The organism is Eisenbergiella tayi (assembly GCF_001881565.1).
GTDB lineage: Bacteria > Bacillota > Clostridia > Lachnospirales > Lachnospiraceae > Eisenbergiella > Eisenbergiella tayi.
Genome location: NZ_MPDJ01000016.1, coordinates 82,990 through 103,835 on the forward strand (window position 1 = coordinate 82,990; position 20,846 = coordinate 103,835).

The window sequence follows — 20,846 nt, forward strand, 5'->3', positions numbered from 1 at the left end:
ACAGGAAATGAACTTGATTAAGGAATAATGCTCTCAGCTTTCCAGCCATATCTTCCCGCAAAGCCCCATAGGATGCAGCCCGGTATTTATAGAAGGATGATCCTTTACATAAGGAAATACGGTGGTAACATTATCAATCACCAGATGATTTTCTCCATCCTTCAGGAACGGCCCCACCTCGAAACGGTAGGGGGAACCGATGCGGACAAGGGCTTCCTGTCCGTTTACGCTGAGGGAAACCACTTCATTGGCCCCATCAAGGAAGATGGCTTCTTTTCCGGTGCTCTGTGCATCCGCATGGAAGGAAAAATCCATTTCATACCGGAGTATACCATGGAAATCGAGGAATTCGTCTCTCATGGATAAGTCTGTGAGACTGTCCAGGCCGCCCATGGGCCTGAAATTATTATTTGTATCCTTCTCCTGTACAAAAGCCGCTGAAAGCCGGATTTCACCATGAAGCTCCTGCCTTTTAACCGGTCTTTGCTTAGGCGGTTTCGGGAGGGAAGCTTCGTCTTCCGGAAGCCGGGATATATAAATCCGGGATTCTCCCGGTTCCAAATCCAAAAGCAGACAGTCATCCTCTGCCATGATCTGATACAGACAATTTTCATAAGCGTCATATTCCAGGGCAGGCTGCAGGGAGGTAAAACGGACTTTGTCGTGTATGGCTGTGCCGATGGATTCATTCATGAGCATAACGCATTCATAGTCCGGCCCGGCATATTGGTAAGCGCGCAGATCTTTATATTCCTTTCCGGACGGGAAGGTGACGACCGGCAGGGACTGCTGTTTCAGGTAAGCCTTTATGGAAGCCAGAGGAAGAACGAGTGCATTCCTTTCCAGAATCAGCCGTTCTTTTTCCATATCCTCTCCTTCGCTGGAACCGGAAGGGAGGGCGTCCACAAAGAGGACAGGAAAGCCCAGGGAAGAAAGCTGTGCCAGCCCCCGAAGCAGGGAATGGGGAAGGCGCTGGGAATAAGGCACGATCAGACAGCGCAGGGAGAGATCGCCCAATTCAAGTTCCTTATCGGCTGTCAGACCGGCGGCAAGGCTTTCCGGACACGCAAGCAGGTCGGCGGGGATGACGTCGTAGTCTGTCTGGCATTCCAGGCACAACCGCCCCGGTTTCTGGAACAGCTGGGCTTTGCCGGACCATTCCGCTTCTCCGTGATAGAGGATGCCCACGTGGGAAGCGCTTTTTCCTCCGCTGAGGATGTGGGATACCCGGTTCATATAGAGGAACAGATATTTCAGGTAAGAGGACTGCATATTGTTCCCGTGGGCGTAAAAGTGAGGCGGGCAGTCCGGATCCGGGAAGTCTTTTGGCGAAAAGGCATGGGGGACAAAGACATTAATGCCTCTTACCAGCATAAAATCAGTCAGCCATTTCATGGTTTGTGCGCCTTCCGCCCAGCCGTAATTGCCGAAGATCTCACACATGGCGCGTCCCTTTTTCTTTTTGTCAAGGTGGGCGTCGCTTGCGCCCAGTTTAGCGAGGGCATAATGGTAGAATTCCCCGTCGGACTGCGAATTCAGGGCGGCGTTTGTGGTATGGACGTTTTTGCGTCCGGGAAGGATCTGGGAGGTTACCACGTCGATACCCGACATATCCTGTCCGGTCATGGCGCGGAAATAGTGTCCGGCACTGGGGCCGAGGCGGGAAGAGGAGTTGTTGTCCTCCAGTATATGGCCTATGTATTCCACCCCGTGGGAACGGCACCAGTCACCCAGCTGCAGGGAGAAATTCTTTTCGTAAAGCCTGGTGACCGCATCCATATACCGGTAGCGGAAAGCGGCGTCATCATCGGCTGAGGTATCGTACCAGAGCCGTACCAAATCACCGCAGGTGTTTCCGTCGGAAAGGAGGAGCTCCTCCAGCTCCTTTGACCAGGGCAGGGGCATTTTTTCTTTTCCTACAATGGCATTGAAATTAAATACCGTATCAATACAGTTATAGAAGCCGGGCTCATCGGAGAAGAAACCGGCGATGGTTGTGCCGAAATCGGCCTGGTAGCGTTCGAAATGGGGCTCATACACTTCATCCAGCAGTATTTTTACGGATTCGCCCTGCAGCAGGTTGATATAGCTGTTATTGGCGAGTCCGGCATTGCGTGATTTGTAGACCAGAAACAGGCGGTAAAAGCCTTCCGGAAGGGAAAGGGGCAGCAGGCCGTTTCTCAGGGAATCGGTTACCAGCTTGTATCCGGGACAGAGGGCATCCGAGGTTTCATCCTGCCTTTCGTACAATACGGCGCATAAAAGTTCTTTTTTCTGAGAAAGCGGCCCGTCCGGAGGGAGCGGGAAACCGATGCCCATTCCGGACAGCAGGGAATCCACATCCACCCGCAGATCTGCGGGACCGGCAAGATCCACCATCAGATGGTATACGGTCCATTTCTGTAAGTCCTCCTTTGCGTCCGCCATGGCCCCGTTGGCATAGCCGGTGGGAAAATGGCAGTCGTCCAGAATCCATACCTTCATATTCCTCTGCCTTGCTTCCGAGAGGATGACGTCCATATCCTCCCACCATTTGGGCCCTGCAAAATCGGGATGGGGACGGGATTCCAGACAGACGGCCCGGATGCCCATATCCTGGATGACCCCCATATATTCCCGCAGGGTTTCTTCATCCTCTCCATGCTGCCAGAAAAAGGGAAGGATGTAGTTCCCCTGTTTCCCATTCAGTGCTTCATAAATTCTTGTGCTCATAATTCCTCCTTTTTCCGGTATTCACCGGGAGTCATATCCGTATATTTTTTGAACAGAGTATTGAAATATTTATCGTTGCTGTAGCCGACCTGTTCGGAAACCTGTTTTGCCGATAAATCGGTATGGATCAGCAGGTCAATGGCTTTATCAAGACGCAGCCTGTTCATGTATTCCGTAAAGGTGCAGCCGGTTTCCAGCTTCAGTATCCTTCCCAGATACAGGGCGTTTAAGTGGAAGGTTTCCGCAATGGTTTTCAGGTTGATGTCTTTTGTATAATTTTCATTCAGATACAGAAGTATTTTTTTAATATTCGTGGCTCCGGCCTGATTTTTCCCGGAATCCTTTCCTTCTTCGTATAGAAAAATTTTATGAATGATATCTCTTGTCCAGCAGTGTATGGAATCATAATCCGAAAGGGTGTAAGCATCCTCCAGGTGGTTTTCCAGGCTGAGCACCTCCGGATCGGGATCGGAGCCGTAGGCCCTGCTGTTGGAATAGATTTTGGAAACAATCATGGAGGAGAGCATCTGCAGTCCGTCTAAGGTAATAAAACGGTTGGTTCGGAAAATATCATCCACGATAGCCATGACATCTTCTTCCTTCTTATATAAAAATTTTTCATTCAGGCGTATCAGCTGGTCAAACTCTATGTGAGGCAGCAGAAGCGCTTCGTTTTCGACGGCATCGTCTGCCCAGCGGATGCTGCTGGGGCTGTTGTAGCCCGCGGTATTGATCAGGGCAAAGGCTTTGGCACAGCTTTCCGGTATGGTATCGATGTTCTCCGCCAATGTGCCCACGGCTGCAAACGCATGAAAGGGAGAGGTGGCCAGGACATACTGGACGATATGCTCCAAATCGGCTCTGACAGCTTTGTCCTTTCCGGAGGGAACAGCCCTGCAGCCGCAGAAGAGCAGATACAGCAGACGGCCGCCGAAATCGGTGACGGCATGGATATAGTCCTTTTGTTCCAGATGACGGAGTACGGACTTTATCGGAGGCTTTTGCTGCTTTTGAAGGGCCGTGTCGGGACTTTGGGGCAGGAATTTCAGAATGGCGACCCGGTAGCCGCAGCTGTCAAAGGGAATGTTGAGATATTCCCTTCGTTCCTCGATTTCCTCATAGGAGATTTCGCCTATCATCATACGGTAAAGGAGGTTATTGCGCAGAATGCGGATTCCCTCCTCCAGCAGTATTTTATTCTGGCGCTGCGCTTCTATTTTCCGTTTTACCTGAATGAGGGTCTGGGACATTTCCTGGGTATCCACAGGCTTCAGCAGGTAATTTTCTATTCCCAGCCTTGCGGCGGTTTTTACATATTCAAAATCGGAATAGCCGCTGAGTACGATGAATTTGGCAGGAAGGTTCCTTCGCTGGCATTCCTGCATGAGTTCAATGCCGTTCATGACAGGCATTTTAATATCCGTGATGATGATATCCGCGGCATGCTTTTCCAGGTATTCCAGGGCGAGGGAACCGTTTGGGAAAACAGCGCTTACCTGCATCTGATAATCTTTCCAGGAAAAAAGCTTTACCAGCCCGTCCCGGATCAACGGCTCATCATCTACAATTATTACATCAATCATTTACCGATTCTCCTTTGTATATGAATGAAAAAATGATTTCCGTTCCCTGTCCGTATTCCGACAGGATCTGTAAATCACAGTTCTCTCCGTAGAGCAGCTTCATTCGCTGATAGATGTTTTTCAGCCCGATACGTTCCACATGATCGATGGATTTTTCCAGGAAGGAGAGGCGAAGCTTTTCCAGCTCCGTAGTTTTTATGCCGAAGCCGTTATCGCGGACCCGGAATACCGCGAAGCCGTTCTCCACACAGCCTGTTACATGGACATAGTTATCGGTACGGTTGCTGTCGAAACCGTGCATGATATAGTTTTCAATCATGACAAGGAGGGCATGCTGGATAATGGGTTCCGTGAGCAGTGCGTTTTCCACCTGAAAATGATAACGGAAGAGGTTTTTATATTCGATATCACATAAACGGAGGTAATTTTTGCAGTTTTCAATTTCCTGGCGGACAGGAAGTATGCTTTCATTTTTTATGGAATTCCTGAAAATCTTGGAAAGGATATATATCATTTCCCCAATCTCCGGTTCCTCCTGAAGGACGGCTTTCATCCGGATGGCCTCCAGCGTATTGTAAAGAAAATGGGGATTTATCTGGGACTGCAGGGCTTTCAGCTTGTAGCGCTGGTTTTCTATCTCGGTTTTATATACCTTATCGATATACAGGTTGAGATTACGGAGCATGTCATTGAAGGAGACGGAGATGTCAACCAGTTCATTTTTATGTTTATTATCAACGGGAATATAAGAATCAAGCTCCCCGTTCTGTATCCGGAGCATGGTGAGGTATATCAGGTTAAGCTGCCGGGAGCTGCTGTTTAAATAAAGGTAAATACCGATACAGGTCAGGGCGGTCACGCTTCCTGTAGCCAGCAGCATCAGGGCAATATTTTTGCGTATATCGGCGGACAGTGTTTTTTGGGATACCAGGCCGATGACCCGGATGTTGGGATAGGAATGAGCTTCCATGTTTACGTAATATTTTTCATGATCCAGAGTCACAAGTACGTTGTCCATCTTTTTGCAGGAAATAAACTGTTCTGCCCAGGGAAAGGGGGCATCATACCAGGAACCGGAGGTATCGAACAGAACATTGCCATCCAAATCAATGACAAGAAAATCCCCTTTTACGCCGGGATAGTTGGAGGACAGGAATTTTTGAACCTCCGATACACTGTAGTCCGCCTGGATCGCCCCGATATTGACTTTGGTGATAACGTCGCGGAGGCAGTAAATGAAGCTGTAGCCCCGTGAGGTTTCCAGAATCCGGGAGGACTGCGAAGGCATTACCCGAAGGACGGTGAAGGGGTTCTCATAGCATTCGATCAGCGGTGAAAATTCGGGAAGCGAGGCTGAAAAATTCTTGCGTACCTGCTTGGTAACGGAATATATCTGATTATCACTTGCCGCGTATATGGTAAGAGAGCTCATTTCGGAATTAGGCGGAAAGGATTCGTTCAAAAAACGGTAAATATTCTGCCGGTAGGGGAAGGACTCATGCCGGGAGGAATTCAGGCAGGAAAAAAGCCCTTCCTTATAGGCATAATAGGATTCATAGGTATTGTTCAGCTGCTGGAGAAAGAAATGTTCCTGATCCGCAATAAGTTCCTTCAGCCCTTTCACGGCAGACATATTGTAGTCCAGGGTATATTGATGGTTCTGCCTGGAAAAATTGTAGTTAATGATCAGGATCAGCATGGTTACGATAAGAAGGATGAGAAAAATAATAAAGCGATATACATTGGATATAAAATGCATTTTGTGAAAGGTCTTTTTTTCTTTCTGCATAATTCCCCCATCTGCTGTCTGTACTGTGATCTGCAGTCTGTTATTTCAATTTAAATAGTATCATTTGTTCCTGAAAAATTGAATTATAAAAACCATAGATTGCGTTACAGAAAGGATATCACCTTAGATATTATGCTGTAAAAAAATAAGGTTTACATGTGAAATGTTATGTTTTTTATAATCAATCCTATGTTTTTTGAAATAGAACATATACAAAATGCATGCAATAATGACCTTAGAAACGAAACGGCCATAAGGAATTCCGAAATGCAGTGAAATAAGGAGGAGGACAGGGAATGGGTACAAAGGTGAGGAAAACTCATTTGACAAAGGGGAAAATAACATTATTGTGTATGACAATTCCATCGGTTTTGTTTATTCTTGTATTTTCCTATTTTCCCATATCAGGATGGATATATTCTTTTTTTGATTACAGAATCGGCTACAAGCTTTCCAAATGTGAATTTGTGGGGCTGGACAATTTTATTTATGCGTTCGGGGATCCTTACATAATAACAGTGATTTTAAACACGCTGATAATCAGTATCCTGGGACTGCTGGGGCTGCCGCTGGCAGGGATGATTGCCATTCTGCTTTCGGAGGTCCGGGGAAAGAAATTCAAGAAAACCGTGCAGACGGCGATTACCATACCTAATTTCATCAGCTGGATTATTATTTATTCCATTATGTTTTCTCTGTTTTCCAACGACGGCCTGCTTACCACGCTTGTCCGCGGACTGTCGGGGAACCGGGATTCCACGGTGACACTGCTGACGAATCCGGGAACGGCAAAGCTTTTTATGGTACTGACAAATATCTGGAAAACCGTGGGTTATAATTCCATTATTTTCTTCGCGGCGGTTACGGGAATCGATTCCCAGCTGTATGACGCCGCGGCGGTGGATGGAGCGGGACGTTGGCAGAAGATTCTGCATATCACAATTCCGGGTATTCTGCCTACCTTTATCACGCTTCTGATCATTTCGGTAGGGGCGATACTGAATAATGGGTTTGAGCAGTACTATGTATTTGTCAATCCCATGATACAGAAAAATATTGAAGTGCTTGATTATTATGTGTACCGGATAGGAATGCTGAATAATGATATTCCTGCATCTACGGCGGTGAGCATGATAAAGACCTTTATCAGCGTGGTTCTTGTATTCGGTGTGAACAAGCTTTCTAAAAAGACGCTGGGACAGTCAATATTATAGATAAAGAAGAAATGAGGGTCCGTTTCAACGGATGAAAGAGGTGTTCGGATGAATAAAAAGAAGCTTCCCGGAAAAGAATTGGTATTTCAGGCTGTAATGGTCCTTTTGTTTACACTGATGCTTATCAGCTGTATTTATCCTTTTTATTACATATTTATTGCGTCCATAAGCAGTCCGGATGCGGTGAAAAGAAGTATGATAACCTGGTATCCGCTGGAGCCTACCCTGGCCAATTATGTGCAGGTTTTCAAATTAAACGGTATCATGAATGCTTTTCTGGTGTCCATAGCCAGAACCTTTGCAGGAACGGCGGTGACTCTGTTTTTTACGAGTATATTGGCCTATACCCTGACGAAAAACGAGCTTCCCTGCAGAAAAATATTTTACTCCATAGCGATTGTCTCCATGTATATCAATGCCGGATTGATTCCCTGGTATCTGACAATGAGGACAATAGGCTTAAAGGACAGCTTCCTTGTATACATACTGCCTACTGCGGTATCCGCTTACAGCATGATACTGATAAAGACCTATATGGAGTCCATCACAGGGGGAATTGAAGAATCGGCAATGATAGACGGCGCGGGTTATTTTACTATATACTGGAGAATTGTCATGCCTATCTGCAAGCCGGTGCTGGCTGCAATCATTGTATTCACCGCCGTAGGCCAATGGAATTCATGGACGGATAATCTGCTGCTGGTAAATAATATGAATCTGAAAACCCTGCAGATGACATTGCTTGAGTATCTGAACCAGGCCACGAATGTTGCGAGTATGGCCAGAACAGGAGGTGCGAGTGCGGTTTCAGGAGCGGCAATCAGTCCATTTACTCTGAGGATGACAATTACCATGGTGGTTACAGTTCCCATCCTGATAGTGTATCCTTTTATGCAGAAATATTTTATCAACGGAATTATGATCGGAGCTGTGAAGGGGTAATGAAAATTCAGGTTTCCCGGAGGAACACCTGTAACAGAAAAAAAGGAGGGTCTCATGAAAAAGAGATTAGGAAAAAGCGGTAAACGTATGGCAGCGGCAGTTATGGCGGCGGTTCTTGCCTTCGGTCTGACGGCCTGTGGAGACAGCGGAAGCAGCAGCGCCAACAGCGGGGGAACGCCTGCGGAGACAGGAGCGGTACAGTCGGAAGGAGATCAGGCCGGAACCGATGAAAAAGAAGAGGTTACGATTGATATTTTCATGGATTCCGCCGGAGAGAATCCGATGACGGCAGGAATCCAGGAGGATCCTGTGGCCCAGTATATTAAGGAACAGACAGGGGTTACATTGAATGTTGTGCTTTTCAGCAATGAGAAGCAGCAGGCTATGGCGGCGAGCGGTGATTTGTATGATGTAAACCGTATGGGACTTCAGTATATCACTCCGCTGATTCAGGCCGGCGCGGTGCAGAGCCTGGATGATTATCTTCAGTATGCTCCCAGCATGGCAGAAGGCTTTTCTGAAATGGTAAATTACAGCAAAGGCTACTTAAGCAATGGAGAAAACAAAATGTATGCTATATGCGCCAGAGGCAAGAGTCAGCCTTCTCCGTTAGCCACCTCCAGATATGGTAATTTTATCCGCTGGGAATGGTATAAAGAAGCCGGCAGCCCGGAAATTAATTCTATTGATGATTTCCTTAATCTGCTGAAAACGATTCAGGAAAAACATCCCCAAACAGAATCAGGCAAAAAAACTTATGGGATTTCCAGGTTTAATGACTGGGGCCTGAATAATACTCTTTCGGATCCCATTATTTGGAAATATTGTGCACAATACGGACTGAATGATTTAAGCTCTTTCAGCATACCTGATTTGGAATATATCGATCTGTATAATGAAAACCATATGTACTGGATTACAGCAGATATGTATTTTAAGGCGAATCAGATGGGAATTCTGGATCCGGAAACCTATACACAGAAAAACGAAGATTACAGCCAGAAAATAAGTGAAGGGCAGGTTTTCTTCAGCTCTATGGAATGGGATTTTGACGCCGGCAATGCAGAACTGAACAAAAACGGAGGTACTGACAAATATGTGGACATTCCCTGGGCGGATACGGCAGAATTCCCTGCCTGGATTTCCAGAGCCTCCGAATTCGGTATGGCAGCAAGAACGTTTGTTGTTTCTTCCAAATGCGATGAAACAAAACTGAAGGGCATTATGCGCCTGTTTGACTTTGTATTTTCTGAAGACGGCGCAAGATCCATAATGAACGGTCCGAAAGGCATTACATGGGATTATGACGAAAACGGCGTTGCCGTATTTACAGAAGACTGCAAACAGAAAATGAAGGAAAATCCGGATTACCTGCTGGAGCAGGGAGCAAACCGGTATCTGGGCCTGGTAGGCCAGGATTATGACGCCCTTGCGGTGAGTGAAGCGAATAAGGGCGACTATATTGATATACGCTTAAACAAGGAATTTGTGGAAGAAAACATGACGGAAGCAGACAAAGATTATTGTGATTTCTACGGAGTGGATGTACCTCTGGAAGTGGGCACCAAAAGAGAAAACCAGTCCACCATCCATGAAGGCTATATCAATTTGATGCCTGCCGAAAATCCTACGAATATCCAGAGAAGCGTAACAAAGATCAGCGATTATCTGCAGCAGGCGGTTCCTGCCATGGTATTCTCACAAACAAGAGAAGAGTACGACCAGAAATTTGCGGAAATCCAGGCGGAACTGAAAAATATGGGGTATGATGAAGTGACCGCGTATTATAAAGATGCCTGGGAAACGGCAAAGACGAACTATGATGCTTTGACAGGAAAGTAATAAACAAAACAGCAGGAAACAAATAAATTCCGGGAGACAGTCCAAACGGATAAATGGGCTGTCTCCCCATCTTTGACAATATGTGGACGCGCGTCCATATATTCCGCTATTGAAAGTATACCAGGGAAAAGTTAAGATATTTTTAAAGGAAACGCAAAAGGGAATTCCATATGGTTTCCGGGAAATGCCGCAAGGAGGGAGGAAAAATGGTCACCAGAAAAGAAGTAGCCGAAAAAGCAGGCGTATCGGTATCTGTAGTATCCAGGGCCATGAACAACAGCGGATACGTGGAAGCGGAAAAGAAAAAAAGAATACTGGAAGTGGCGGATAAGCTTGGCTATTACCCCCATCCTGTCGCGGAGGCGCTGCAGAAGCGCCGAACAAAGCAGCTCCTTTTTTTCTGTAAGGATCTGCGGAATTCCTTTTATATCGATATGTATCAGGGAATGGTGGAAGCCGCAAGGAAGCGGGATTATATGATGGTCTTCAACGGCAGCATGGACTTTGAGAAAATCCGCGATGCCATGATAGACGGCATCATCATGCCGAATGAGGTAGTCACCCAGCACTACCTGGATACGGTGGGCAGGAATTACAGGCTCCCTGTCATAGCTGCTTCCTATGGGAACCCCGCCCGTTTTTCCCGTGCGGTCCCCCGTGTAGAAATCGATATGGAAAAAGTGATGGAGCTTGCCGTCAGGGAGCTCAGAGCGAACGGGCACAAACGTCTGGCCCTGGCTATGCCTTATCCTTTCCGGACTATGGACGTAAGGCGCCTGGCCTTCTGTTCTCTGATGGAAGAAGTATATGGGAACCGGATCAAAGATTACTATATCGGCATACACCGGGAAGAACTTCCGGAGGATCCCCGTATTCTTGCTTTTCAGGAAGACGAGGATCGGGAAAGCGGTATGTATCTGCCCGAAGAAGATTTTTTCGGAAAAGGAGAGCTGGCGGCCCAGCTGTTTGCGGAGAGGAAAATCGATGCCACGGCAGTTGTGGCCTTTAATGATGAATTCGCCCTGGGGATGTGCAAAAGATTTCATGCGCTGGGGATACAGGTGCCCCGGGATATTTCCCTGATCGGCATTGACGGCAGTTCGGCGAGAAAATACAGGGATCCCTGCCTTACTTCCGTAGGCCTGTTTCCGGAGAAGCAGGGAGCCAGATGTGTGGATACCCTGCTGGACATGCTGGAAGGGAAAAAGGTGAAATATGTATCAGGCTCCCCTATAAAGCTGATAAAGGGAGATTCCGTAAGAAAACTGGAATAAAAGCAGAAACAAAGGATTTCGAATCAGAGGAGGATTGGAAAAATGGAACGAAGTATGAAACTGGACAAAATAACATTGGGAACCTGCTATTATCCTGAGCACTGGCCGGAGGAAATGTGGGAAGAGGATCTGCAGCGTATGCTGGCAAGCGGAATCGAGGTAATCCGTATTGCCGAGTTCGCCTGGAGCAAGATCGAACCCAGGGAGGGGGAATTCACCTATGAATTTTTCGACCGGTTCCTTGAAAAGGCGGAAAAGGCCGGAATGAAGGTCATTTTCTGTACACCCAGCGCGACCCCGCCGGCCTGGCTAACCAACAAATATCCGGAGGTGCTCAATGCAAACATAAACGGCGTCCTCTACCGCCATGGCTGCAGACGCCACTATAACTACAATTCCCCTAAATACCAGGAGCTTGTAAAAAGGATTGTGGAGAAATCCGCATCCCATTATGCATCCCATCCCAGCATTATAGGCTGGCAGATCGACAATGAACTGAACTGTGAAACGAGCGAGTTTTATTCGGAGAGCGATTCCGCCGCCTTCCGCGTGTTCCTGAAGAAAAAGTATGACACTCTGGATGCGCTGAATGAAGCGTGGGGCACTGTTTTCTGGAACCAGACCTATACGGACTGGGAGGAAATCTATGTTCCCCGCCCTACACCCAGTAATTCAACCAATCCCCATGAAGTGCTGGATTATGTCCGCTTCGTGTCCGACAGCGCCTGCCGGTTTGCCGGGATGCAGAGCGATATCCTGAAAAAATACGTAAAGCCAGGCGATTTTATCACCACAAACGGACTCTTCGGAAATCTGGATAACCATCGTATGACAGAGGAAAGTTTGGATTTCATTACCTATGACTCATATCCTAATTTCGCATACTGCCTGGACGACTATGAACCGGGAGAAGGGAAAATGAGGGACAGAAAATGGAGCAGGAATCTGGCGGAGGCCAGGGCGATATCCCCTGTTTTTGGAATCATGGAGCAGCAGTCCGGAGCCAACGGATGGAATACCCGCATGGAAGCCCCTACGCCCAAGCCCGGACAGATGACCCTGTGGACCATGCAGAGCATCGGCCATGGAGCCGACTATGTGAGCTATTTCCGCTGGCGTACCTGTACCGTGGGAACGGAGATTTACTGGCACGGTATCCTGGATTATTCAGGCAGGGATAACAGACGTCTTGCGGAAGTAAAGGAGATTCATAAAAAGGTCGGCGCGCTCGCCCCTGTAACCGGCACACATTACCGGGCAGAGGTTGGGATTGTGAAGGACTATGATAACATCTGGGATGCCGGTCTGGACAGATGGCACCAGAGGGTGGACAGGGAAAGCAGCAAAGGATTGTTCGCCGCCTGTCAGAAAACCCATACACCCTTTGATTTCTGCTATCTGGATCATATGCGGGCGGAGGATTTGTTCCCGTATAAAATCCTGTTCTATCCTCATGCAACAATTGTGACTCAGGAAACGGCGGATAAGCTTACCGCTTATGTGGAGCAGGGCGGCTGCCTTGTGCTGGGCTGCCGCACCGGCTATAAGCAGGAAAACGGAAAGTGTGTGATGAGTAAGCTCCCCGGCCTGCTGCAGCCTCTTGCGGGAACCGATATACCGGAATATACATTTGTTTCGCCGGCAGAAGGAACCGTTTACGCGGATTGGGACGGCGTGCAGATAGAAGCCAGTATTTTCAATGATTTGCTGGAACCCCTTACGGAACAGGCCAAAGTGGAGGCCAGATATGTTTCCAGCTACTATGCGGGGACACCGGCCCTTATCAGCAATGAAAAAGGGAAGGGAAGGGTTTATTATTTCGGAGGCGCTTTTAATGAACACACCGCCCAGGTATTTCTGGAAAAGCTGGGAGCGGCACAGCCCTATCAGGATATAATTGCCCTTCCGGAAGGATGCGAGCTGATGGTCAGGGAGGCACAGGACGGAAGCCAGTATTTCTTTGTGCTGAATTATTTGGAGGAAGCGGCGGAAATCTGCCTGAAGGAAAGCTTTCTGGATTTATTTGAAGGAAAAGAAGTGCAGGGAGAACTGGAACTGCCGCCTTTTGGAACAAAGGTTTTCGCAAGGAAAAAGTAGTGTCTGAAGGATAAAAAAGAAGCGGAAAAAATTTAAAAAAAGTTGTTGACAAGTTGTCCCATTTTTTGTATACTAATCAAGCAGGTTGCGGGTGCGGTATTAAAGCACTTCAAAACTTGTTTGATTATGGGATCTTAGCTCAGCTGGGAGAGCATCTGCCTTACAAGCAGAGGGTCATAGGTTCGAGCCCTATAGGTCCCATATAATTTGGCGAGATAGCTCAGCTGGCTAGAGCACACGGTTCATACCCGTGGTGTCGAGGGTTCAAGTCCCCCTCTCGCTATTATGATTGAAACAGTGGAAAAGCCCTTTTGTGGGGAGTTCCGCTGTTTTTTATTTTGCATACTTTTGGATAGCAAATTTTTTGTGTTCACAATAAATATTATTTCAATAGTAAACAGTTCGTTTTTTGTGAGAATACACTATGGAAAATGCTGTAGTCTACTCTTTGCTGAGTTCCTTAACTGCATTTGATATTTCAAAGGCGCCATATATACAAATCAAGATTATTTTACACATATTTTTACTGTTTCGTATCTGTCAACAACATCACCATACTCTTTATAGCTCTCCATATCAAGAAGTGAAAAGTTTGTCATAACCAAAATAAGGTATTTCATCTGCGTCGCGATATATAATCCCCTGTCCTGGTTCAATGCTTCACACATTGACATCCTTATCGACAAGTATATTAAGTATATTCATATCCGGAATATTAATGATTTCAATATTTCTCAAATACCCATTTGTTTCGGATTATTTAATTCTGTCTGAAAGAATGTCATTAGATTGTTTTGGGTTCTTAGTGATGACACGATATGGCATTCCATTATTATCAAAGTTCATGGCAACGAATAAGTTGTTTTTAAAAGCTGTAAATTTTGTCATCACAGTTGCATGGTTTTCTATTAGTCATTCTATTAACCCGAAATCCATCAAATATGATTATAATGTTGAATAGATCACCTGAGGATGAAGAGAGAATGTATGACTGATTTTAAGTATAGTGTAAATTGGCAACCGTTTTCAATAGTGCTTGTCCTTGTCATAGTATGAAATAACCAATTAGAAGGCATTCAAACTGGATACGGAAAAACGGTATCTGATTGGGTATAATGATTCTAATTTAGCTTTTCTGTATTCTTCATAATGTATATCTTTTGCATAGTTACATACTTTTTAAAAGGTAAATTAATTTTGTCACATTATATATGCCGTAAGATCCGATTACGGCTTCTATATCGCGATTATAATCTTTTGATGTCGATGAATGCGCTCACCGAATACGACAAATTTTATTTATTATTGCAGATGTAAATTAATTAATAGTGTTAGTTTGAAAAGGTATTTTATATAGATTATAATCAAATAAATATTTATTGTGATTTAACAGGAGAGGGGAGGAACGGATAAGAAGTTGTCCGGAAATATTATGAAAAAAATCAGAGAAAACTTATTTATACAATTTCTTTCTTTCATTTTGCTGCTTTTGCTTATTGTTACAACAGTATTTACTATGAATCAATATAATGCGAAAAAAATAACCAGAAATAATACGCTGCAGTTAAATGAAAATGTTTTAACACAATTAATTGGGAAAATGGATGAAATGTTTATCTCAATGCAAAATTTAATGTCAAGTGTTGCCTATAATCCTGTTGTATATGCTTACTATAAGGAAGAAGAAAAACGCCCCCTTATGCAGGATGATTTAAAGGATGTGCTTATTAATACTCTTATAACGGATGATTATATATCAGGAATTGAGTTATATAATATGGAAGGAAATAAACTGTTAGGAGTAGGGAAAAAATATACATCGACAGTGTCACCAGAAGATATTAACACTATTGTATATTCCGAACAAATTTTGTCTGATGATGGAGATAATGTAAAGTATGCAATCTATTATCCTATATATGATTTGAAAAATGTTCAGTATTTTACCAAGTTAGGGATCTGTGTATTTTACTTGTCCGTAGAAAATATAACGGATTTTTTAAATGAAGTTAGAATTACTGATCATACATATTTATACGTTATAGATAAAGAATTAAATTTACTGGCTCAGAATTCTATAGCAAAAAAAGATCAGGATTTCCTCCAGAATTTAGAAAAAATAAAAGACAGATACTATGTTTCTGAAATGAAAATAGACAGAAATGGATGGACTATTATTAGTTATGTTCCAATAACAGAACTTCTTCAGGGGCTTGATTTTCTAAATAAAGAAATGAAAATGTTATATATTTTTTCTATTGGAATTTTAGTTTTATTGGTTTATTTCTGTTATAAGGCTGTTATTAATCCTCTTCATCAGATAGATTTATTTGTAAAGAGGAATTCTACACATACTGATGAAAGAATGGATTATAAAAGTAGAAATGAAATAGGAACATTGGCCAGAAATTTAAATAGGATGTTGGATGAAAGAGATACAATGAACCGAGAAATTCAAGATTCTCAAAAGAAAATATATGAAACACAGTTGGCTAAGAAACAGATGGAAATACTTGCATATAGAAATCAGATAAATCCTCATTTTTTATATAATACTCTGGAATGTATAAGGGCAATGGCTATGTATCAGGGATGTGAGAATGTTTCAGAGCTGACAGTAGCTTTATCTAATGTTTTAAGGTATGCAGTTAAGGGTGAAAATATAGTATGTATCAAAGACGAACTAAATTATATTCAGGAATATTCAAAAATAATAGAATGCAGATTTTCAAAAATAAGAATCGAACTGGAAATAGATAATACACTTCTGGAAAAGAAAATGGTTAGACTTATTCTTCAGCCATTAGTGGAAAATGCAGTATTTCATGGATTAGAACCGATGATAAATGGTGGAAAAGTATGGATAAAAATATACAAAGTAAATGGTAAAACAAAAAGGGAGTGGATTTATCTAAGTGTAGAGGACAATGGATTCGGTATGAACGGACAGCGTTTACAGGAAATATACAATTCTATGAGAGATGATGAAATTGGTAAAGAGAATGGTAGTCAAAGTATAGGATTAGTAAATATATATCAACGTCTAAAGCTGACATATGATGATAACATGGAATTATTTATTACAAGTGAAAGAGGAAAGGGAACTAAGGTAGTAATAGGATTTGCAGAAACGGTGTAAAAGGAGAGCTTATGTATAAAATACTAATTGCAGATGATGAGAGATGGGTTTTATTGGGGATAAAGCAATTGTTGGAAAAAATAAATCTTCCATTTCAAGTAGTAGGAATGGCTGAAAATGGAATAGAAGCACTTGAAATGTTAGTCGAACTTCAGCCAGATGTATTAATAACAGATATCCGTATGCCAGGTATGGATGGTTTGGAACTTATGGAAAAGATGAATGCATGTGAAATTGACAGCAAAGTGATATTTTTAAGCGGATATGCGGAATTTGATTATGTACAAAAAGCAATTCATTTAGGTGCGTTGGATTATTTGTTGAAGCCTATTGACGAAAACCGTTTGAAGAGTGTTTTGGATGCAGTATTAGACAGATTGTATAAAGAACAGGATGACGATAGTAAATTATTGTATTTAGAGAAAGTATTTAATGTTCAAGCAGACTGTTTTTATAGGAAATCGGATTCTGGAGATGAATCTCTGCAGTTGGTCTATCAATGTATGTCTCTTTTACTTGAAGAAGAATGGGATGGAGAGAAAAATGGTTTAATGGAGCAAAATCATTTTTTTTATTTTACTCTTTCTCGTGAAAAAAATAGAATCGTAGTTTTTCTAAAGTATCCTGAAAAACTTAAACAAAAAGGTGTTCTAAAATTAATAAGGGATATTTTTCCTGGTATCAGGGCAATTGGATTCAGCGGTAAGTCTTATAATGGAGATAATCTAATTGAATTAATGGAAGAATCCAATATTGCTTTATGTACTGAGGATTTTTGTTATGGACATGGGGAGATGGATTTTTCTAAAAACAGAGAAATAGGTAGAAAAAAACTGAAAGAATATTTATGTTATATGAATCAGGCGCTAGAAGATAAAAATATTAATCAATTGAGAATATTGTTTCATGAATTAGAAAAAGAAATGAAAGAGGGAAGAGTTTATATAGATCAGCTTGCTTTGCTATATAATCAACTTGCAATTAAGCTGAATACAGAAGGAGCAGCTTTTGAATATTTTAACTATTATCAGATCGATATACAATTTAGCGGAATTGAAAAATTCTTTGAGTATGTTAAGCAAGAGGTGGAGAATAGTTTTCAGGAGGAGGGGTATGTAACAAATAGTTTATTATATTCAATAGTAATGAAAGTAAAAAGTGAAAGTATTGATAACACTATTGCATTAGGAGAACTGGCAGAAGAATTTGGTGTAAGCAGAGGATACTTGAGTAATATTTTAAAAAAGGAGTTGGGGATGCCTTTTTCAGAATACTTAATAGGAAAGCGTATTCAGAAAGCGAAAGAATTACTTTTAGATGATAAACTTTCAATTGAAGAAATTGCGGAAAAAGTTGGATATAATGATTACTTTTATTTTATTAAAGCTTTTAAAAAAAATACAGGTACATCACCAAGTAAATACAGAAAAAGTATTTTAGAAAAAATATTACCAAACTAGGAACATAATTCCATATGTTATTATAGATAATCATTGTACAATTAATTTGTAGTTAAAAACACTGCACAAGGAGAGAGTGAATATGAGGAAAAAGATTGTAGCAGTATTACTTACAGGTACATTGATTATGTCGATGATTGGCTGTGGAGCTTCAAACAATTCAGAACAGAATCAAAATAAGTCAGATGGAGAAACAAAAACACAACAGTCATATGTACGTGATGAAGATGATGATGGGTTTAAGCCATTAAAGGAGAAGGTCACAATAAATATTGGAAAAAGTGAAAATTCTTCAGACTCCTATGAAAATGGGGATACATCTGGCGATAATTATGTACTAAGATGGTTTGAAGAACAGCTAAATATTGACTATGAATATGCATGGACAGCGGTAGGAGCCGATGCATATAATCAGAAATCAGCATTAGTAATATCAACAGGAGATTTGCCCGATGTTATGACAGTCACTGAACCTCAGATGAGACAGCTGGTAAAAGCAGGATTAGTTGCAGATTTAACGGATGCTTATAATACTTATGCCTCCGAACAACTAAGAGAGGCATATGCTACAACAAATGGAATAGCCTTGGATAGTGCAACATTTGATGGAAAACTTATGGCTATGCCTAATATTAATCCTGGTGCAGACGGAATTCCTCTTCTCTATGTAAGAGGTGACTGGATGGAAGAACTGGGTATAGAGGATCCAAAGACATTGGATGATATATGTAATATTGTGAAACTTTTTCAGGAAAAAAAAGGTTCTTTAGGTTTAGTAGCATCCAAGTCTATTGTTAGTGTTGGAAATAATATGTATGGATTAGATGCACTATTTGCGTTGTATAATTCATATCCGGAAATGTGGGTAACAGATGATAATGGAAATGTAATGTATGGATCTATAAAACCAGAAACTAAGACTGCCCTTGAAAATATTGCAAAATTAGTAGCTGATGGGATAATTGACAGAGATTTTGCGGTAAAAGATTCCGACCAATGTAATGAGTTGGTTACAAGTGGAAAAGGAGGAATCTTCTTCGGTTCATGGTGGAATTTGCAATGGCCTTTATCTGATATGTGGAAAACGGATGATAGTGTGAAATGGAATATCTATGCGGTGCCTCTGGATGATAATGGTATTTACAATGTACATATGATGAATCCAAGTACGACATATTTGGTAGTGAGAAAAGATTATCAGAATTTGGAAGCTGTTATAAAAACACTGAATATGCAGAGACGAGTAGATTCCGGAGATTTGGAAATTACGAAGCCGAAAGAAGATTCGTACTCCAGTTGGACAATGTTTCCTTTTGCCGTACTTATGACGACATATGATGATAAAGAAAAAATTGCGATTGGAGTTAATTCAGTAATTGATGGTGAGGCCTCTTACGATGATTTAACGAAAGGTCTACAATCTATGTATGATTCTTGGGAATATGTTCAGGAGAATGGTGTTCAGCAGGCGGCTCAGCAAACGCAGGCGAACGGTTATTGCTGGTACAGGGGAGCTGATGCCATTGTGCAGGCTGAAGATCATATGAACCGTGTTTATGCATCTACATATGCAAAGGCTGAAACTATGGACAAGAAATGGGCAACGCTGGAAAAACTTGAAGATGAGACTTTTCTTCAGATTATACTCGGAGAAAAGCCAATAGATGAATTTGATAAATTTGTAGAACAGTGGAAATCATTGGGAGGTGATGAAATTACCGCAGAATTACAGGAAATGGTATCATCCAAGTAATGCGTATTAACTATGAAATGGGTTAAGTAAACAATGTGCATCTGCAAATCACAGTGCACTATAAGTAAACTGTGATTTGGCAGATGCTTTATCTAAAATTGGATGGACCTGGAGGATTTTATGCGGAAAAATAAAAAAATGCAAAAAAGAAAAATTAATACGTTGCCCTATCATCTTATGTTGCTTCCAGGTACTGTTTGTCTGTTTATATTTTCAATAGTACCTATGATGGGAATAATTATTGCTTTTCAGGATTTTGTTCCCACAATGGGGATTCGCGGTTCAGAATGGGTAGGATTTGATAATTTCAAGTATATGTTTCAGCTACCAGACACTATATTAATATTCAGAAATACGCTTGTTATTGCAGTAGGGAAAATCGTATTAACGCTGCTCGCTTCAATTGTTTTTGCTATTCTTCTTAATGAATTACAAATGGTAAAGGCAAAAAAAGTAGTGCAAACAGTTGCTTATCTTCCACATTTTCTATCATGGGTTATTCTGGCAACTATATTTAGAGATATGCTGGACTCTGGAGGAATTATTAATCAGATTTTAGCAGGTACGGGAATAATAAAAGAACCTATCGTTTTTTTAGGAAGTAATGCAACATTTCAGCCAGTGGTAATATTAAGTGAAGTATGGAAAGAATTTGGATATAATGCGGTTATTTTTATTGCTGCTTTGGCTGGTATTAATACGGAATTGTATGAAGCAGCAGAAATGGATGGTGCAGGTCGTTTAAAGAAAATATGGCATATAACATTACCTGGAATCCGTCAGACAATTGTTTTAGTAGCAACTCTTAATATTGCAAATATATTGAACGCCGGATTTGATCAGATATATAATCTATATAGCCCTATTGTTTACAGAACGGGGGATATAATTGATACATATGTATATCGGATGGGGTTCCTAAATGCACAATTTTCACTGGCTACAGCTGTAGGGCTGATGAAATCTGTGGTCAGTTTTATTTTAATATTTACATCCTATAAAATGGCTGACAAATTTGCCAATTACCGGATTTTTTAGGAG

At 42.4% G+C, this 20,846-nt stretch carries 12 protein-coding genes and 2 tRNA genes; 11 read left to right on the plus strand and 3 right to left on the minus strand.

Annotation, left to right across the window (positions count from 1 at the left end):
- Positions 1 to 33: 33 nt before the first annotated feature.
- The 3 genes from BLA28_RS31910 to BLA28_RS31920 are packed head-to-tail and all read right to left on the minus strand — an operon-like array spanning position 34 to position 6,084.
- A complete protein-coding gene (locus BLA28_RS31910) occupies positions 34 to 2,712 on the minus strand; it encodes a hypothetical protein (RefSeq protein ID WP_069156754.1) in 2,679 nt (892 codons plus the stop codon).
- Positions 2,709 to 4,295: a response regulator transcription factor gene (locus BLA28_RS31915; protein ID WP_069156753.1), complete on the minus strand. Its 1,587-nt coding sequence runs from the start codon at positions 4,293 to 4,295 to the stop codon at positions 2,709 to 2,711. Before BLA28_RS31915 ends, BLA28_RS31910 begins: the two co-directional genes overlap by 4 nt.
- Positions 4,288 to 6,084, minus strand: coding sequence for a sensor histidine kinase (locus BLA28_RS31920; RefSeq protein ID WP_069156752.1), 1,797 nt, complete (start codon positions 6,082 to 6,084; stop codon positions 4,288 to 4,290). The genes BLA28_RS31915 and BLA28_RS31920 overlap by 8 nt, the downstream gene beginning before the upstream one ends.
- Before the next feature lie 296 nt (positions 6,085 to 6,380).
- Between BLA28_RS31920 and BLA28_RS31925 the strand changes: the two genes are divergently transcribed.
- From BLA28_RS31925 to BLA28_RS31975, 11 genes are all read left to right on the plus strand, one after another.
- On the plus strand, positions 6,381 to 7,298 hold the full coding sequence (locus BLA28_RS31925; protein WP_071699747.1) for an ABC transporter permease subunit: 918 nt from the start codon (positions 6,381 to 6,383) through the stop codon (positions 7,296 to 7,298).
- Between the two features lie 48 nt (positions 7,299 to 7,346).
- Complete coding sequence (locus BLA28_RS31930; protein ID WP_069156750.1) at positions 7,347 to 8,240, plus strand: carbohydrate ABC transporter permease; 894 nt, start codon at positions 7,347 to 7,349, stop codon at positions 8,238 to 8,240.
- 54 nt (positions 8,241 to 8,294) lie between these two features.
- A complete protein-coding gene (locus BLA28_RS31935; protein WP_069156749.1) occupies positions 8,295 to 10,082 on the plus strand; it encodes a type 2 periplasmic-binding domain-containing protein in 1,788 nt (595 codons plus the stop codon).
- Positions 10,083 to 10,288: 206 nt separating this feature from the next.
- A complete protein-coding gene (locus BLA28_RS31940) occupies positions 10,289 to 11,356 on the plus strand; it encodes a LacI family DNA-binding transcriptional regulator (protein ID WP_044967638.1) in 1,068 nt (355 codons plus the stop codon).
- 42 nt (positions 11,357 to 11,398) lie between these two features.
- A complete protein-coding gene (locus tag BLA28_RS31945) occupies positions 11,399 to 13,453 on the plus strand; it encodes a beta-galactosidase (protein ID WP_069156748.1) in 2,055 nt (684 codons plus the stop codon).
- A gap of 128 nt (positions 13,454 to 13,581) precedes the next feature.
- Positions 13,582 to 13,654 (plus strand) — tRNA-Val (locus tag BLA28_RS31950).
- Positions 13,655 to 13,662: 8 nt separating this feature from the next.
- Positions 13,663 to 13,736 (plus strand) — tRNA-Met (locus BLA28_RS31955).
- Between the two features lie 1,149 nt (positions 13,737 to 14,885).
- Positions 14,886 to 16,592: a sensor histidine kinase gene (locus tag BLA28_RS31960; protein WP_141702898.1), complete on the plus strand. Its 1,707-nt coding sequence runs from the start codon at positions 14,886 to 14,888 to the stop codon at positions 16,590 to 16,592.
- 11 nt (positions 16,593 to 16,603) lie between these two features.
- Complete coding sequence (locus tag BLA28_RS31965) at positions 16,604 to 18,052, plus strand: response regulator (RefSeq protein ID WP_069156746.1); 1,449 nt, start codon at positions 16,604 to 16,606, stop codon at positions 18,050 to 18,052.
- An 82-nt stretch (positions 18,053 to 18,134) separates the two neighbouring features.
- Positions 18,135 to 19,805, plus strand: a complete 1,671-nt coding sequence (locus tag BLA28_RS31970) for an extracellular solute-binding protein (protein WP_069156745.1) — start codon at positions 18,135 to 18,137, stop codon at positions 19,803 to 19,805.
- A gap of 120 nt (positions 19,806 to 19,925) precedes the next feature.
- Positions 19,926 to 20,843, plus strand: a complete 918-nt coding sequence (locus tag BLA28_RS31975) for an ABC transporter permease (protein WP_009253807.1) — start codon at positions 19,926 to 19,928, stop codon at positions 20,841 to 20,843.
- Positions 20,844 to 20,846: the final 3 nt, after the last annotated feature.

Excerpts from the sequence above, each read along its gene's own strand:
- BLA28_RS31910 (WP_069156754.1), bottom strand. The coding sequence starts at position 2,712 with ATGAGCACAAGAATTTATGAAGCACTGAATGGGAAACAGGGGAACTAC.
- BLA28_RS31915 (WP_069156753.1), bottom strand. The coding sequence starts at position 4,295 with ATGATTGATGTAATAATTGTAGATGATGAGCCGTTGATCCGGGACGGG.
- BLA28_RS31920 (WP_069156752.1), bottom strand. The coding sequence starts at position 6,084 with ATGCAGAAAGAAAAAAAGACCTTTCACAAAATGCATTTTATATCCAAT.
- BLA28_RS31925 (WP_071699747.1), top strand. The coding sequence starts at position 6,381 with ATGGGTACAAAGGTGAGGAAAACTCATTTGACAAAGGGGAAAATAACA.
- BLA28_RS31930 (WP_069156750.1), top strand. The coding sequence starts at position 7,347 with ATGAATAAAAAGAAGCTTCCCGGAAAAGAATTGGTATTTCAGGCTGTA.
- BLA28_RS31935 (WP_069156749.1), top strand. The coding sequence starts at position 8,295 with ATGAAAAAGAGATTAGGAAAAAGCGGTAAACGTATGGCAGCGGCAGTT.
- BLA28_RS31940 (WP_044967638.1), top strand. The coding sequence starts at position 10,289 with ATGGTCACCAGAAAAGAAGTAGCCGAAAAAGCAGGCGTATCGGTATCT.
- BLA28_RS31945 (WP_069156748.1), top strand. The coding sequence starts at position 11,399 with ATGGAACGAAGTATGAAACTGGACAAAATAACATTGGGAACCTGCTAT.
- BLA28_RS31960 (WP_141702898.1), top strand. The coding sequence starts at position 14,886 with ATGAAAAAAATCAGAGAAAACTTATTTATACAATTTCTTTCTTTCATT.
- BLA28_RS31965 (WP_069156746.1), top strand. The coding sequence starts at position 16,604 with ATGTATAAAATACTAATTGCAGATGATGAGAGATGGGTTTTATTGGGG.
- BLA28_RS31970 (WP_069156745.1), top strand. The coding sequence starts at position 18,135 with ATGAGGAAAAAGATTGTAGCAGTATTACTTACAGGTACATTGATTATG.
- BLA28_RS31975 (WP_009253807.1), top strand. The coding sequence starts at position 19,926 with ATGCGGAAAAATAAAAAAATGCAAAAAAGAAAAATTAATACGTTGCCC.